General features: G+C 58.9%; 13 protein-coding genes and 2 pseudogenes. 2 read left to right on the top strand and 13 right to left on the bottom strand.

Annotation, left to right across the window (positions count from 1 at the left end; all coding sequences use genetic code 11):
* Positions 1–172: 172 nt before the first annotated feature.
* The 6 genes and pseudogenes from map to dxr form a co-directional block, all read right to left on the bottom strand.
* Entirely contained in the window at positions 173–1,030 is an 858-nt protein-coding gene (gene map, locus MLPF_RS08225; RefSeq protein ID WP_045843239.1) for a type I methionyl aminopeptidase, read from the bottom strand.
* 192 nt (positions 1,031–1,222) lie between these two features.
* Positions 1,223–3,046 (bottom strand): penicillin-binding transpeptidase domain-containing protein, encoded by a 1,824-nt coding sequence (locus tag MLPF_RS08220; protein WP_045843240.1) that lies wholly within the window; start codon positions 3,044–3,046, stop codon positions 1,223–1,225.
* Between the two features lie 1,186 nt (positions 3,047–4,232).
* Positions 4,233–4,801: pseudogene (locus MLPF_RS08215) on the bottom strand (GNAT family N-acetyltransferase); the annotation flags it as partial.
* Positions 4,802–5,074: 273 nt separating this feature from the next.
* Positions 5,075–6,253 carry a flavodoxin-dependent (E)-4-hydroxy-3-methylbut-2-enyl-diphosphate synthase gene (gene ispG, locus MLPF_RS08210; protein WP_045843241.1) on the bottom strand — a complete coding sequence of 393 codons (1,179 nt, stop codon included), beginning with the start codon at positions 6,251–6,253 and terminating at the stop codon, positions 5,075–5,077.
* A 32-nt stretch (positions 6,254–6,285) separates the two neighbouring features.
* Positions 6,286–7,500, bottom strand: a complete 1,215-nt coding sequence (locus MLPF_RS08205) for a M50 family metallopeptidase (protein WP_045843242.1) — start codon at positions 7,498–7,500, stop codon at positions 6,286–6,288.
* Positions 7,497–8,729, bottom strand: a complete 1,233-nt coding sequence (gene dxr, locus MLPF_RS08200) for a 1-deoxy-D-xylulose-5-phosphate reductoisomerase (RefSeq protein ID WP_045843247.1) — start codon at positions 8,727–8,729, stop codon at positions 7,497–7,499. Before dxr ends, MLPF_RS08205 begins: the two co-directional genes overlap by 4 nt.
* Before the next feature lie 180 nt (positions 8,730–8,909).
* Between dxr and MLPF_RS08195 the strand changes: the two genes are divergently transcribed.
* The gene (locus MLPF_RS08195) at positions 8,910–9,164 is read left to right on the top strand and encodes a DUF2631 domain-containing protein (RefSeq protein WP_045843248.1); all 255 of its coding nucleotides are present in this window, start codon (positions 8,910–8,912) and stop codon (positions 9,162–9,164) included.
* 305 nt (positions 9,165–9,469) lie between these two features.
* On the opposite strand, the gene MLPF_RS08190 is transcribed toward MLPF_RS08195, so the two are convergent.
* The 7 genes and pseudogenes from MLPF_RS08190 to pyrH all read right to left on the bottom strand — a co-directional run bounded on the left by MLPF_RS08190 (position 9,470) and on the right by pyrH (position 15,363).
* A complete protein-coding gene (locus tag MLPF_RS08190) occupies positions 9,470–9,640 on the bottom strand; it encodes a hypothetical protein (protein WP_162196936.1) in 171 nt (56 codons plus the stop codon).
* A gap of 1,136 nt (positions 9,641–10,776) precedes the next feature.
* Entirely contained in the window at positions 10,777–10,947 is a 171-nt protein-coding gene (locus MLPF_RS08185) for a hypothetical protein (RefSeq protein WP_162196937.1), read from the bottom strand.
* Between the two features lie 284 nt (positions 10,948–11,231).
* The gene (locus tag MLPF_RS08180; RefSeq protein WP_050039174.1) at positions 11,232–11,450 is read right to left on the bottom strand and encodes a hypothetical protein; all 219 of its coding nucleotides are present in this window, start codon (positions 11,448–11,450) and stop codon (positions 11,232–11,234) included.
* Between the two features lie 420 nt (positions 11,451–11,870).
* Positions 11,871–12,905: pseudogene (locus MLPF_RS08175) on the bottom strand (dual-specificity RNA methyltransferase RlmN).
* A 32-nt stretch (positions 12,906–12,937) separates the two neighbouring features.
* Positions 12,938–13,876 carry a phosphatidate cytidylyltransferase gene (locus MLPF_RS08170; RefSeq protein ID WP_045843250.1) on the bottom strand — a complete coding sequence of 313 codons (939 nt, stop codon included), beginning with the start codon at positions 13,874–13,876 and terminating at the stop codon, positions 12,938–12,940.
* 31 nt (positions 13,877–13,907) lie between these two features.
* Complete coding sequence (gene frr / locus MLPF_RS08165) at positions 13,908–14,465, bottom strand: ribosome recycling factor (protein ID WP_045843251.1); 558 nt, start codon at positions 14,463–14,465, stop codon at positions 13,908–13,910.
* A 58-nt stretch (positions 14,466–14,523) separates the two neighbouring features.
* Positions 14,524–15,363 carry a UMP kinase gene (pyrH, locus tag MLPF_RS08160; protein ID WP_045843252.1) on the bottom strand — a complete coding sequence of 280 codons (840 nt, stop codon included), beginning with the start codon at positions 15,361–15,363 and terminating at the stop codon, positions 14,524–14,526.
* A 445-nt stretch (positions 15,364–15,808) separates the two neighbouring features.
* On the opposite strand from pyrH, the gene MLPF_RS08155 reads away from it, so the two are divergent.
* Positions 15,809–15,958, top strand: a complete 150-nt coding sequence (locus MLPF_RS08155) for a hypothetical protein (protein WP_236685061.1) — start codon at positions 15,809–15,811, stop codon at positions 15,956–15,958.
* The last annotated feature ends 87 nt before the right edge of the window (positions 15,959–16,045 follow it).

The following is a 16,045-nucleotide window of genomic DNA, read 5'->3' as shown; positions in this document are numbered from 1 at the left end:
AATGCCCCTAAGTTACCTATGTGATTAGTAAGGCAGTATTTACCAAACTGTTGCGCTACTACGCATCGCCGAGTTACACGCACACCAACGGTCGCCGCGACGATAGGCCATCATGCATACCTATGACCAATATCCACGTCGAGGTGCAATGCCACCAGCTTACCCGGCCAGATCACTGCACGGTGAGAATATCGACGCCGGTGTCGGTCACCAACAGCGTGTGCTCAAACTGCGCTGTCCATTTACGGTCCTTGGTAACCACCGTCCAGCCGTCATCCCAGACATCATAATCTAGCGTTCCCAGGTTGATCATCGGCTCGACGGTGAATGTCATACCCGGCTGCATGATTGTCGTGACAATGGGCTGGTCGTAATGCAAAACAACCAACCCATTGTGAAACGTGGTACCGATGCCATGACCAGTGAAGTCACGGACCACATTGTACCCGAAACGGTTTGCATAAGACTCGATGACCCGACCAACGATGGACAACGCACGCCCAGGCTTAACGGCGTTGATCGCACGCATTGTCGCTTCACGCGTTCGCTCAACAAGTAGCCGGTGAGATTCGCAGACATCGCCAGACAGAAAAGTCGCATTGGTATCGCCGTGCACGCCATCGATATAGGCCGTGACATCGATGTTGACGATGTCACCGTCAGCGATCACCGTCGAGTCTGGAATGCCGTGACAGATAACTTCGTTGAGCGACGTACAACACGACTTCGGGTAGCCCTTGTAGCCCAGGGTTGACGGGTAGGCACCGTGGTCGACCATATATTCATGGACAATCCGGTCCAGCTCGTCGGTCGTCACTCCAGGCGCGACTGCCTTACCTGCCTCAGTCAAGGCGCCGGCCGCAATCCGGCCGGCGACGCGCATCTTCTCGACCACCTCCGGTGTCTGCACCCACGACTCGCTGCCCTCCTGCACGGTCGACTTGCCGACGTATTCGGGGCGCGGAATCCATGCGGGCACCGGCAACATCGGGGACAGCACACCAGGAGAAAGCGCGGTGCGAGCAGGCATGCTGCAAGCTTAATCACGCGATTCTTTCAGCGACGCTACGTGCCACACCGGTGGCGTAAGGTGAGGGCCACCTGCCAGTCCCGCCGTGGCCGGGAGCAAATCGGGCAAGCGGGCCTTGCGCCGTATGTCTGCACACCGACTTGGCCACCACAGGCTGGATGCCGAGTCCCGCCGAAAGCGCCGCTGATCGCGCTAGGTCAGGTAATCCGGCGGCAACGATTCGAACATGACTTTGGTCATCCGCACCGCGTATTCCGAGCTTCCACCCCCCACGATCAGAGCTGCGAACGCCAGATCGCCGCGATACCCGACGAACCAGGAATGCGATCCGCCAGCGAACTCGGCTTCACCGGTCTTCCCAAAGACCGCACCGCAACAGCCGGCGATCTCTTTAGCGGTCCCGTTGGTCACCACCAACCGCATCATCGGTCGCAGCGAATCGATCACCTTCGGGGGGATCGGCGTGCTGGCTCCTTCGACTCTTGTTAGCCGCCCGACGATCAGTTGCGGGACCGGGGTTTTGCCGGCAGCTACGGTGGCCGCCACCAAGGACATCCCGAACGGACTGACCAGCACCCTGCCTTGACCGAAGCCGTCCTCGGTGCGCTCAGCCAGGTCCACCGTTGGCGGCACCGACCCGGTTACCGTGGCGATGCCGTCCACCTGATAGTCAAGCCCGATCCCGTACTGGCTGGCGGTCTGTGTCAGACCGTGGGGCGACATCCTGCTGCTTAATTCGGCGAACGTGGTGTTGCAGGAACTGGCGAATGCACGTGACATCGGCACCGCGCCAAGATCAAAGCCCCCATAGTTGAGGATAGTACGTTGCCCGATGTCAATGCGGCCAGGGCAACCTAGCATCGTGTTGGGGGTAGCCATATCGTGGTCGATGGCCGCACCGGCGGTGACCACCTTGAAGGTCGACCCAGGTGGGAACAGGCCGGTGGTAGCGAGCGGGCCGTCAGCATTGGCCCCCGCGTTCTGCGCGATCGCAAGGATCTGCCCAGTCGACGGTTTGAGCACGACTATCATCGCCTTACCGCCGCGGCTGTCTACTGCATGCTGGGCGGCATTCTGCACGGCCCGATCTAGCGTGATCGAGACCGACGATGCCGGCGACGATTCGACCTCGTGCAACACCGCGACGTCGACGCCATTATGGTTGACACTGACCACTCGCCAACCCGGCTGGCCATCGAGTTGATCGATCACGGCTTTCTTCACCTCGGCCATGACCGACGGGGCGAAATGCGAGTCAGTCGGCAGCAAGTCGGCCTGGAGCGTGACCACAACGCCAGGAAGCCTGCCAATCGCCGGAGCGACACGGTCGTTGTCATCAGGGCTCAGCGTGACCAAGCTCAGTGGCTCCGTCACCGAACTAGCTTTTTCGGCGAGCAGCTGCGGATCGTTGAGGGTGTCATCAAAAGGGTGTAAGGCATCGACCACCGCACGTGCCGTTCCGATCAGGCCGGGCCCGGCCAAGGTGGCATCCAGCGCGTAGTGATGGAGGTAGCCCGGCACCAACACATCGCTGCCCCCGAGTTCGTTCACCGAGGCGCGCCGCGGTGAATCCGCGCGCAACGCAAACGTCTGATGTTCACCCAATCTGGGATGCAGCCCGGTGGCAGTCCACCGAACCTGCCAGCGCCCCTCGTAGCGCACCATCTTCAACTGGCCATTGTAGCTCCACGTCCGGTTCTTCGGCAGGTACCAGGTGAAGCGGTAAGCAATGGTGCCAGTGTCCTCGGCATACCTTGCACTGAGGAGCTGCGCGTCCAGGTGGCCAGCTTGTAGTCCGGCCCAGGCTGCGTTGAGCGCTTCGCGAGCTTCGTTGGGACTGTCGCTGAGTTGGGCAGCAGTCACGGTATCACCGATGGCCAGTGCGCCAAAGAATTTCGCAGCGGCCGGGCCCGGGCCGTTGGGCCGTGGGGTGCAGCCAGACACGGCAATAACCGCGACCAACCACAGACCCGCCGCTACCGAAACAAATGATAATAGTGAGGTTTTCGTGGCCATACATTGCTGATGTTAAGAACTCAAGCCTGAACTGCAACACCGACACACCGAGACCCATCAGTTATCGTACGTAGAGCCGATATGCTACCCGCGCGCGTATATTAGCTAGCTAACAGTCTTTGTAATAAAGCCACACTCGCGATATGTAAATTATTGCTAATTTCTAAGGTCAAAGACAAGCTCAATGGAGCCATCAATGCAGTCGCCCTGACGCAGGACCAAATCACCATTAGAAGGATATATAGTGCGCCGGTAGCCGTTATTGTTCGGCGCCGACGAAGGGGAACCGTTGCATGAGAGACCGTACTAGCTGTAACAATCCGGAATCAACAGAGTTGATTATCCAAGCCGAAGTCAACATTGCGGCCGACCACACCTACGACGAAAGCGAGATCCGTGTGGAATTCGGCGTCCCGCAACGCCCTCGCTAAACAGCGCCCTACACCGTTTAGTTCACCGCAACCGTGCGTCGAGATCCCCGCAAACTGCAGCCGCGAGTCCTGTCTGCAGTAGTTGAGTTTACTTTCCCTTGAGACCTTGGGTTATCTATCTCATGACCTCCATCGGGTCGGCAAGCCCCTTCGGCTCAAGTTTAGTCGGCACGTTCAGCGTGCGCCGCCGACCCTACCGCATCGACGACCAGCGGACGATGGCAACGATTGTGCGCATCCGATCACCACGCAGACATCTACCAGCAGTGAGTTCAGGCTAACTCCTGGCGGATCAGTGGCTATGGAATAATTCGGATACAACAATTCTATCATCACACCGTCCCGCGACTGCCACCGGGAGGCATTTCGCACTCACGCGTCACGCCGACTCGCCGAAAGCCTGCAGATTCGTAACACTGATATGGCCCCGGCATTGTCCAAAGCTGGGTAAATCGTGATGCGATGGTCAGTCTGGTTCGATGAACAGCCAGCTGATCAGCATCCGCAGAGCGTCGCTACCATACCCGCGGCGGTGGTAGGGGTGCATAAATATGTCAATACCCGCGAACCGAACCAACCAGCTCAGTATGCATAGGCACAAGACCATACAACCATCCTTCCCGACCAGAACTGGCAAGTCATGGCTAATTGGTCCGATCCGCAACTTCGTCTAGCGTCGAAGCCTACGTTATTATCGGGGTCCTTAGGCCGTTCTCGGAACTTTCCGCGCTGCGGTCGATCTCAGGAGCTACGGGTTAGCCCAGCAGCACCGTCACGAAGGTGCCGACCTCGATGCAGCCACTATAGGCGTACACAACACGGTGTTGAAATTGTTTACATAACAGGCTGGCGACGCGTACACTGCCTGCGATACACAGCAGCCAGCGTTGTGGTGACGCTGAAGCCCAAGTCCAGCTCACACCATTCCGGATGCACCCAGACACCTTGGATCTGCCCAAGTGCCGAAGACTGCGATCCCACACCAGCCTTGAAGACGACCTGCCCTTGCGCGAAACGGGTCCAAGCACGTCCGGCCGCAATGAGATTGGCCACCCGGCGACGATAACCGTGATAACCGTCGGCCCAGCCGCGGGTCCACGCCCATTTCGCCGACGAACATGTCCGATGGCGACACTAGGTAGGCATCCGACTCCTCTGGCCTAACCTGACCCACTGCGGGGTCAATCTCGCAGCTCGGGTGCACTTGAGGGCCGCCAGTGGTTGGTGCTAACGCACATCACGCTCCGGACCCCAGGCCAACTCGAGTCGATGCCACATCGGCATCACCAACTCTGCTCTTACTGACCAGGGACGAACAACGCCTTGACGGGTCCGCAGTTTTCCCACTAAAGTCGACTAGGGATCGATATCGTATTCTGACAATCTGGGCCATGATCATGCATGATCCTACCGTGTCGTCGTCGAATACCCGCTACACGGCGGCGTCGCGCACTACCTACATCCGTCACTCACCGACAAAACGAATAAAGATGGGTGATGGGTACAGATGGGTGGAGCCGACATCTGGCGAACTCTCTGTAAGGCCAACTCGGAGCCAAGGTAAACAGGCTAGCCTCACTCAGTTTACGGTCCTCACTCAGTTTACGGTCACAACCGGTGAACCGCTCCTTGTCGTTTCTAGACCGTGATCACTGCTTTTCTCGACCCCCATCTTGGAGACAAGCCGCACGGCCTCCTCGATCAACGTATCGACAATCTGGGCTTCGGGTACAGTCTTGATCACTTCACCCTTGACAAAGATCTGGCCCTTGCCGTTTCCGGACGCGACGCCCAGGTCGGCGTCGCGGGCCTCACCGGGCCCGTTGACGACGCACCCCATCACGGCGACCCGCAGCGGCACCTTGAGGCCGTCCAAACCAGCGCTGACTTCATTGGCCAGCTTGTAGACGTCTACCTGCGCACGGCCGCACGATGGGCAGGAAACGATCTCGCGTGAACGCGGCCGAAGTTTGAGCGATTCGAGAATCTGGTTGCCAACCTTGATCTCCTCGACCGGCGGCGCCGATAGCGAAACTCGGATGGTGTCACCGATACCCTTCGACAACAGTGCTCCAAAGGCGACCGCGGACTTGACGGTGCCTTGGAAGGCAGGACCGGCTTCGGTGACACCGAGGTGCAATGGGTAGTCGCACTGGGCGGCCAGTTGCTCGTAGGCGGCGACCATAACGACGGGATCGTGGTGCTTGACGCTGATCTTGATGTTGCCGAAGCCGTGCTCTTCGAATAGTGAAGCCTCCCACAGTGCGGACTCCACCAGTGCTTCGGGTGTGGCCTTGCCGTACTTGTCCATAAACCGCTTATCCAGCGAGCCGGCGTTGACGCCGATGCGGATCGGGATACCAGCCGCGGCCGCGGCTTTGGCGACCTCACCGACCCGGCCGTCGAATTCTTTGATATTGCCGGGGTTGACCCGCACCGCGGCACACCCGGCGTCAATGGCGGCAAAGATGTATTTCGGCTGGAAGTGGATGTCGACAATCACCGGAATCTTGCTGTGCCGGACGATTTCAGCAAGTGCGTCAGCATCCTCTTGACGCGGGCAAGCCACCCGAACGATGTCACAACCGGCAGTGGTCAACTCCGCAATCTGCTGCAACGTCGAGTTGACGTCATGGGTCTTGGTGATGCACATCGACTGCACGGAGATCTGGTAGTCACTACCGACCCCAACGCTGCCGACCATTACTTGACGCGTGCTACGCCGGGGGGCAAGCCCGGGAGCCGGAGCCTCGGGCATGCCCAGACGCATGGTCACTGTTCCTCCATTTCTCGTTTTTTCACTATTGGCTATTGAAAAAGCCTGATTGGGTTTACCAAATCGGCGGTCACGGTCAACAGCACGTACCCGACTACAAAGGCCAAGACCACATAGGTCGCAGGCATAAGCTTGAGATAGTTCACCGGCGCGGCCGCGACCACGCCACGGGCGGACCGGATGAGGTTACGGATCCTCTCGAATACAGCAATGGCGATGTGGCCGCCATCGAAAGGCAGCAACGGCACCAGGTTAATGGCACCCAGAATAAGGTTCAGCTGCGCCAAGAAAAACCAGAACACCACCCACAAACCATGATCGACGGTGTCGCCACCGATGATACTGGCGCCGACCACACTCATCGGCGTCTGCGGGTCGCGCTGCCCACCACCGATAGCGTGCACCAAGGCACCCAGCTTGGTCGGTATGGTTACCAGCGCCTTGCCCACCTCGACGGTCAAATCCCCAGCGAAAGCGGCGGTGGCGGGCACAGCAGACAACACGCCATAGTGCGTGAGCAGCAGATGGCTTGCGCCAACCCCGATGGCACCGACCGTGGCCAGCTCGAGTTGACTGCCCTGTCCATTGGAAATATAACGCTGGGTGGGCGTGATGTCGACATAGCTGGTGATCGCGGTGCCGTCCCGTTCGAAGATAATCGGCACTTTACCATGCAACTTACGTACCGCAGCAGCCATGTCATCGAAGGTCGACACTGGGGTATCGTCGACCTTGACTACGACATCGCCAGCGCGAAGCCCGGCCAGCGCCGCCGGACCTGGGCCAGTGCAGTTTCCGAACTTACCTTGATCCAGTTCCGATGCTACACAAGCAGTTTCGCCGATTACAGCCCGAGTGGGCGGGTGCAGTTCGGGTAGCCCCCAGACCAACGCGATGCCATAGATCAGCACCAGGCAGATCACGAAGTTCATAGCAGGTCCGGCGAACAGCACCGCCACCCGCTTCCAGGTCACTTGTTTGTACATTGCCCGGTCAGATTCGTCAGGCGCTAGCTCCTCGACCGAGGTCATACCGGCAATATCACAGAAACCGCCTAGCGGAACGGCCTTGATGCCATATTCGGTTTCACCGCGCCGGATCGACCAGAGGGTGGGGCCGAAGCCAACAAAGTAACGACGCACCTTCATGCCAGTGGCGGAAGCCACCCACAAGTGGCCACATTCGTGCAGGGCCGCCGAAATAAGGATGGCGATAGCAAACAGCACAATGCCGAGGGCGAACATCATCGAGCTCTTAGTGCCTTATCTAAAACCATGCTAGAGACCTTTCCAGAACTCGCTGTTGCTACCGCACACAGCGCTCGCTCACGGGCCCAGCGCTGCGCGTCGAGTACGTCATCCACGGTAGCGGGTCCCTCGCCCCATTGAGGAACCCATTGGTCAGCGCGCTGCAACACATCCGCGATTGTTGCAACGATAGCGGGGAAGGCGATCCGACCTTGGAGGAAGGCCTCTGCAGCCTCCTCATTAGCAGCATCGTAAATGGCAGTCATACAGCCGCCAACCTGTCCAGCGTGCCGGGCCAGCTCGACTGCGGGAAAAACATCGGTGTCCAGCGGCTCGAATTCCCAGTTCGATGCGGTAGTGAAAGCGCAGGCTCGAGCAGCGCCACCCACCCGCTGTGGCCAGCCCAACGCCAAAGAAATGGGCAGCTTCATGTCCGGAGGGCTGGCTTGGGCTATCGTCGAGCCGTCGATGAATGTGACCATCGAATGAACAATTGACTGAGGGTGCACAACCACCTCAATGCGGTCGTAGGGAATGCCGAACAACAGGTTGGTTTCAATGAGCTCGAGCCCCTTGTTAACCAGAGATGCTGAGTTAAGCGTGTTCATCAGCCCCATGGACCAGGTCGGATGGACACCCGCTTGCTCGGGCGTAACGCGCTCTAGGTCACCGGCGGCCCAGCCACGAAACGGCCCGCCGGAGGCGGTGAGCACCAACTTAGCAACTTCGTCGGGGGTACCACCGCGCAGGCATTGTGCCAGCGCGGAGTGTTCCGAGTCGACGGGCACAATCTGGCCTGGCTGCGCCGCGGCCAACACCAACGAACCGCCAGCAACCAGCGATTCCTTGTTGGCCAACGCCAATCGCGCGCCCGTTTGCAGTGCAGCCAATGTGGGGCGCAGCCCCAATGCCCCTACCAGCGCATTGAGGACGACGTCAGCCTCAGTATCCTCGACCAGCCGGGTGACCGCATCAGTCCCGTGATAAGGGATGTCGCCGGCCAGCTGAGCCGCGCGATCGTTAGCGATGGCGATATTGGTGACGCCGGTCTCGGCGCGCTGCCGCAGCAACGTGTCCAGCTGCGCGCCCCCGGCGGCCAGCCCGACTACCTCGAAGCGGTCCGGATTGGCGGCGATGACTTCCAGCGCCTGGGTGCCAATTGAGCCAGTACTTCCCAACACCAGCACGCGGAGGCGGCCGCCAGAGTTCCCCTCGGTCGAATTGGTCACCCCCACATTGTGCCCGTTCGCCGACTACACAGGCTAGGAAGCGGGCCACGGTCGACACTAACACCATAGTAAAATAAATTATTTTATTTAAATTATTTTGAGTGGCACACTGAAACCAGTATGCCGGAATGCTCGGGATAGTTATCACCAAACACCCAATCCGATTCGGGAGGAATCACTGTGGCCAGCACTGAGGTGGAACACGATGCCGGCGTCGACCCTGCTGAGGTACCGTCCGTGGCGTGGGGGTGGAGCAGAACCAATTACCGCACTTGGCACATCGTCGGTTTGTTCGCCATTGGGTTGCTGCTGGCGATGCTGCGCGGCAACCACGTTGGCCATGTCGAGGACTGGTATCTTATCGGATTTACCGCCCTGGTGCTCTTCGTTTTGATCCGTGACCTGCTGGGCCGCCGACGCGGTTGGATTAGATAGCTAGGGCCGATTGCCCGACTACGGTGTCATGCGCCGGGCTCCCCCGATGAACGCTGACATCTCCGGAATCGTTGCATACCTCTAGAGCGCGAGTTTCGCTGCCGGCTGGGGGCCATCCGATAGCTGCAGCTTGTCGGTAACGACGCACGATCCAGTGGCGATGTCCAGCCTGAGCAGACAGTATCCTCAGCAACCCCTCCGCTGTTGGTATGCGATGACAGGGGGTCACAAACGGCCACCGCGATGGCCACCGATCCCGACGCGGTACACGACTTCACAGTGACACGCAGCCTCTAAACGACCAGCTAACCACTGGCGACCGTGGACTTCAGCTCACCACCGAGGTCCCTGATCGTCACCTTGCCAGACATAGTTGCCACTACCGCGTTGCCCTGCACGGTGCGCACGGTAAGCGACCCAGATGCGTTGACGGCCTTAGTTTTTTCCTGTGACCACCTCGACTTCGATGTCGCCACAGGCTGCCACGAATCTAGAGTCGGCGAATTTACCTTCAGCACACATATCGGCAGATGCCACCGACGCATGCATCCGCGACCGTGACGGCAGCACAATTTCGAGGTCGATGACCCCGCCTCGAAAGAGTGGCAAGCCACGTTTTGACGTTCAGTCGCCAAAAACAAACAGCTTGCCGTCGCGTACATCCACCCGGGTGGTAGTCTCTGTCGCCTATACATCGAAACTTCGTGAGATTGGTCATGAGGGCGCACTTCGATGATCGTATCGGCACGCTCAATCCCAACGAGCCGGATCAACCCACCGTCGGCTTCGATGCGCACGGTGATCGGTTCAGAGATTTCAAACGTCGGCACATTGTCGTCTCCTTCGGGAGGGTTGCTAGTGGCTCTCATCGGATGTGTCGAGATGGTGTCAGCGCACCCAGCCGATCTACGTGATGGCTGGTTCTGGGCGAGCAGCCGGCGTCGGATCGACTAGTCCCTGCACTAGCTGCGGCGGCAGCGCGGACCAACCAGGTATTCAGCGATGCTCCCTCATGAAGAGCGGCCGCCTCGACGGCAGGCCGCAGCCCCTCCGGCAGCCGAAAGCTAACTAGCCAGGTGCCGATGGTCATACTTGGCGACGAACATCTCGTCCATGCTGCCCACGCTGTGGACGAGCACCACCTTGTCGAGCGAAACGCTGATGATGAACTCCGGGTCCCGGCCACGCAGCCGAACGTCAACGGATCGTGGTACCAGCTAGGCAATGATTTTTTCGGTGGCCGCCGATAGAGCTTCTAACAGCGCCAGCCGGACAATTGATTCCAGTGGAGAGCTCAGCTGACCGGTCAAGCCCTACGCAGCGGTTTCGCGGACAGCCGTGACTACGTTCAACTCGTGCTAAACGAGTCAACATAGAGCTATAAATTCATGACATCACAGTGTCACTACTTTTTGATCCCACATACAAGTACCATAACGGCGCTTTTGATGTCCGGGGTAGTGCGATCCCCGTCGATACAGTCGCCGGCAAATGCATCGATCTGCCAGTACACTTTCAGGTAACCGGTCACGACAATCAGCCAAGGCATGAGAATGCGCTTGGACAACCGTGGTCACACTGAACAGACACAGCTAGTAAAGACCATAGTAGCCTACATACACCATACACCCCGACTAGCAGCAACATTACACCAATGATCCGGTTGACTAACTGCCAGATTAGCCGCAACCGGCTCGACCAATGGCGCACTTGCCGTCACGACCGCGATGGCGAGGACCTCGACAACCAAGGTCAGGCCCGCGACGTAGGCGAGGTAGAGCACCACCCTCCCGATGATTGAACCGCCTCGAAGGCCGGCCGAGGTGACCGCCAGAAAGGGCCTGATGGTGCACTACAGCGAGGCGATTGCATAGCTGACCCCCTAGCCGTATATCTCGACACCATCCGGGGCGGGCTTGGAGCGCATCGCACCGAACGAGCAAGGCGTAAGCGCAGTTAGCTTTCAACCCGACAGCAACCTACACACCGAGAGCGACCAGCACAACACCGATCGCCACCGTGGCGTATGGCAAGTAGCAGTTTGCACCGGCGAGACCGCCGCTATGGTCAGCGCCCCGAACAATCCGCATACCGGTAAAAAGCCGAGTACCGCACGACCCAGGACGTTGACACGAGCACACGGCTAGGATGGTCGCCGCCGATCGTTAACTGGACGGACTGCCCGCGCACCACAAAAGTTAAGCAGGCAGCATGGCAAATCCACACGGGTTTGCGTGGTGCCACCAGTTCAGCGGCAAACGCCAAACCGGCCAGACCCGGATCCACGAACTTAGAACCTCAACGTCGCCACCCGCTCAGACAAGTTCTGCTGCAACCTCGCCAAAGTGGGATTGCTCACGCAAATCGAGCTGCCGTCTGCACGATAGAACACCCACGCCAGCTGCGAGGGCATATTATAGCGGACACAGATCAAGCTGTCCGTCCAATTTAGGTTGGTGGACAACTCAGGCTGTTACTTAGAACGCAACCCTGCCATCGCACCGACAGTCGAGTGCGCCGCGATGACCAACGAAGGTGGCCGCCAATCCGGCGGCCACCACCTGGCCTGAACCAGGTGCTTAGACATGACAAAAACGGATACCACAGCATCCAGAATCAACAGCACCGCCGGCTTACCCTACAGGCAAGCGCCATATCATTCTCTCATTCTCCTAGAGACGTGACAACAACAACAGCTTGGGTCCACTACTGCTCGGCGACCAGCTGACCACACGCCGCGTTGATCTCCCGATCCCAAGTATCTCGCACGGTACAAGTAGAGCCGGTGCAAACAAACCCGACGGACGAATTTTCGCTCCACCACCTTGGGGCTGGCGTCCCAGTAACTGCCCAGGGTCGGGGTGAACGAGATTAAGTTAACATACGCTAGGAGCCAAAGAAGCTGATGCAGCCGCTTGTCCAGCATGTGGGTCCCCCACGCTTGATCGTTGACATCGCTAATAAAGGCGTATTCAACCGATACCCGCCGACCCGTCACTTCAGTATACCACTTCACGGCATCAAATACTTTGCTGATCTTCCATCAGTCTGGCTTCGCGCACCGCCAGAGTCACCCCGAGCCGTTCGTCGGCCAACTTGCGGATCACCGGTGCTAGCCCCACGGCCGACACCGTCACCGATCGGGCCGAAATTCCGAAGCGGACCGGTTCGGTGATGCGCCGCACCGCAGCCAGCATCCTCACGTAGTTAGCCAGCGGCTCTCCCATATACAGAAAGACCACGTTCGACAGCCAGTCACCGAAGTCATCTCACAACGCCGCGGACTAGCACACTTACTCGAGGATCTCCGCTGACGACAAGTTGCGACCCAATCCGCCCTGGCCAGTTACACAAAAACAGGCAGGCCATGCCTCAGCCTGTCTATGACAAAATATAGAGCGTATTGGGCAGTGAATAACGCATCGGCACCGATTCGAAGGTGCGGCCATCGAAGCCCCGCCACAACATCTTTCGATGTCTAGCCGGCATCACAGGTGACTTTGGCCATCGCAGTGAGTAGCTTCAAAAACTATAGTCTCGGTAATCAAGTCGCGAACGGCCGTCGGGAGATCGGTCATCTGGCACGAATCGGCTAGCAGCCGGCCATAGTCCTGGTGGGGCAAGCTGCTTGGTCCGGAAAGCCAGCAGGCCCAGTTCCGCAATGGCCGATGTGAGGCCGGCCGCGTCGAGGTCGGCCAAGTGCCACGGCAGTCGGCCGGCACACAGCTCAGAGAACACCACCTCTTGGGCCGTATCGTCCAATATCAGCCTTCTCAGGGCAGCAACGTAAACATGGTCCAAGCCACAACCGCCGACGGCAGCACACCATCGAGCCGGTCCATCAGACCACCGTGGCCTGGTAGCAGCCGGCCCATGTCTTTGATGCCGAGGTCGCGCTTAACTTGGGACTCCACCAAATCCCCCAGCGTGCAAGTGAGCACCAGTACAAAACTCAGTAAAGCCCCAAACCACGGTGTTTTGCCGGCCAAGAAGGTGGCAGTCAGGATGGCTGCAGTGGTCCCGCAGACCAGCGAACCGATGAATCCCTCCCAGGACTTGTTCGGGCTAATCCTTGGAACTAGTGGATGTTTGCCGAAAAGCACCCCTACCGTGTAGCCACCCACATCGGAAGCTACCACCGCAATCATCAGGCAGAACACCCGCTCCGCACCGTCCTTAGGATAAACCAACAATGCCGCGAACGAAGCAAACAACGGGACCCAAGCAGCCAAAAAAATGGTGACCGACGCGTCTCGCAGGTAATTTGACGCCGGCGGACCTGTCAAGACTTCCTGAGATTCGTGCTGCTTGCTGTTGTCGCGCATGACAAGCCGCCAAATCATGCAGACCATCACCGTCGCGCCGAAGCCGGCCAAAGCACCGACGACGCGATACGGCCAGGTCAACCAGACGGTGAGCTGCCCACCGATGAGCAGCGGGATAGCCGGAACCACATATCCGGCTTCCCGTAGCCGCCGCACCACCTCATGGCTGGCAACGAAAATGGCGCCGGCGCACAAGACAACCCAGATTCGCGGAGCAAACACCAGCGCTGCGACGAGAACACCGCCAATACTTAGGCCCACCGCGATCGCGGCGGGCAGATTACGTCCCGCCCGGGGCGTCTTCTTAGTCGGCTGCTGCATAGCACTCTTGACCCCAGGCACCGACTCGTCAAGCGGGGCACCTGTGCCGGGATCGGTGGAAGTCACGGACCTGAATGAATTCGCTGCTGAGCGGCCGCTAGACCTCCAGCAGCTCACCTTCTTTGTGCTTGACCAGATCGTCAATCTGGGTGACGTACTGGTGGGTGGTCTTATCTAGGTCCTTTTCCGCCCGGCTGACCTCATCTTCGCCTGCCTCACCATCCTTACGAATGCGATGCAGTTCCTCCATCACTTTGCGACGAATGTTACGGACCGAGACTTTGGCTTCCTCCCCCTTGCATTTGGCCTGTTTAACCAGTTCCCGCCGACGTTCCTCGGTAAGCTGCGGTACGGCCACCCGGATCAAGGTACCGTCGTTACTGGGGTTCACCCCGAGTGCGGAATTACGAATAGCAGTTTCAATGGCAGGGAGCTGAATGGCTTCATACGGCTTGATGACAACAAGCCTCGCCTCGGGGACATTGATGCTGGCCAGCTGGGTTATCGGGGTGGTGGAACCGTAATAGTCAATGACGATTCGGGAAAACATGCCCGGATTGGCGCGGCCGGTCCGAATCACCGACAATTCGTCACGCGCCACCGAAACAGCCTTCTCCATTTTCTCTTCTGCATCGAAAAGGACCTCATCGATCATTCGCGCCGTTCCTCCTCATCGCTGCGCTCTGCATCGTCACCGGCGCGGCGTCTTTGCCTCAAGTGGTAACAAGCGTTCCGATCTTCTCACCAGCGACCGCACGGGCAATATTGCCATTGGTCAGCAGATTGAACACCAGAATCGGCATGCCATTGTCCATACAAAGACTGAACGCTGTGGCATCGGCTACCTGAAGCCCACGGTCGATTACTTCGCGGTGACTGATCGCGGTTAGCAGCTTAGCCTCCGGGTTGACCCGCGGATCCTCGACGAACACACCATCGACCGCCTTGGCCATCAACACAACGTCCGCACCGATCTCCAGCGCCCGTTGCGCTGCCGTGGTATCAGTGGAGAAGTACGGAAGCCCCATGCCTGCACCGAAAATTACCACCCGGCCCTTCTCCAAGTGGCGGACAGCCCGCAACGGAAGATAAGGCTCAGCCACCTGGCCCATGGTGATCGCGGTTTGAACTCGGGTAGCGATGCCTTCCTTTTCCAGGAAGTCCTGCAGCGCAAGACTGTTCATTACAGTGCCGAGCATGCCCATGTAATCCGAACGCGTACGCTCCATCCCGCGCTGTTGCAACTGTGCGCCGCGGAAAAAGTTGCCACCGCCGATCACGACAGCGACCTGCACGCCGCCGCGAATCACCTCAGCGATCTGGCGAGCTACCTGCGCCACAACATCGAGATCCAACCCTACCTGGCCTCCACCGAACATTTCGCCGCCAAGCTTGAGCAGCACCCTCGAATACTTGGATCGATCCCCCGGGTGACCAGCATAGCTGAGCCGTTCCTCACGGCACGCGGCAGCAGCCGGCACACCATTGGCCCTCATCAGCTGTGGCTTGGGAACCGCCGAGCCGGCGACTTGAGACTCCCAGGACTCCGTCATCAGACTCCTCGCATGACAGTTGCCGCACCGGCCACCACCCGGAACGGCATTTGACATCCTGCCCCATCACCACACTCAAGCGTGAGCGGGGTGCATCATCTGCACAATTGCCAACCTAAACCAACGTAGCTCGTCTAGCGGCAGGCCAGCCCACAACAACCAGCCTTCGCCAACTTTGTGGTTAACATCAAATGTTGGGGTTTTGCCCGGTATTGGAACCCGCTGCAACGCGGCGCAGAGATCCGTGGTCTTAAGAATTGAGAGCCGTGAAGTGTCGTATAACTTGAGGCGAGCGACCCATCGATAGAGATAGAATGACTCGCCCGAACCGCACGTCGGCTGAGGAGAAAAACCGTGGCGGATGCCACCAACACGGAAGCTACTGAAGCGGTCTAAGGATATTGACTAGGATGCCAAAGGCAAGGTCAAGAAGGCCGTCAGGGCTATGGCGGGTCGCGACGACATCACTCGCGAAGGCCAGGCTCAGCAGGACAAGGACCAGGCACAGGGCAACGCGGTGAAAAAGGAAGCCGAAGTAGCGGCCGCCTGTAGCAGCGCCAAAGCAACCGAGCCGCGCCCGAAGTCCCACCAATAGCTTGCTGGAAGGATGGGTCCGGCCCACAAACGGGCCGGACCCATCGACTTTCTACCAGCTTGAGCAAACGTCCGAGGACGGGAGTTC

This window comes from Mycobacterium lepromatosis (assembly GCF_000975265.2).
GTDB classification, from domain to species: Bacteria; Actinomycetota; Actinomycetes; order Mycobacteriales; family Mycobacteriaceae; genus Mycobacterium; species Mycobacterium lepromatosis.
Note: the sequence above shows the minus strand (reverse complement) of the source record. Positions and strands in the feature narration are given on the sequence as shown.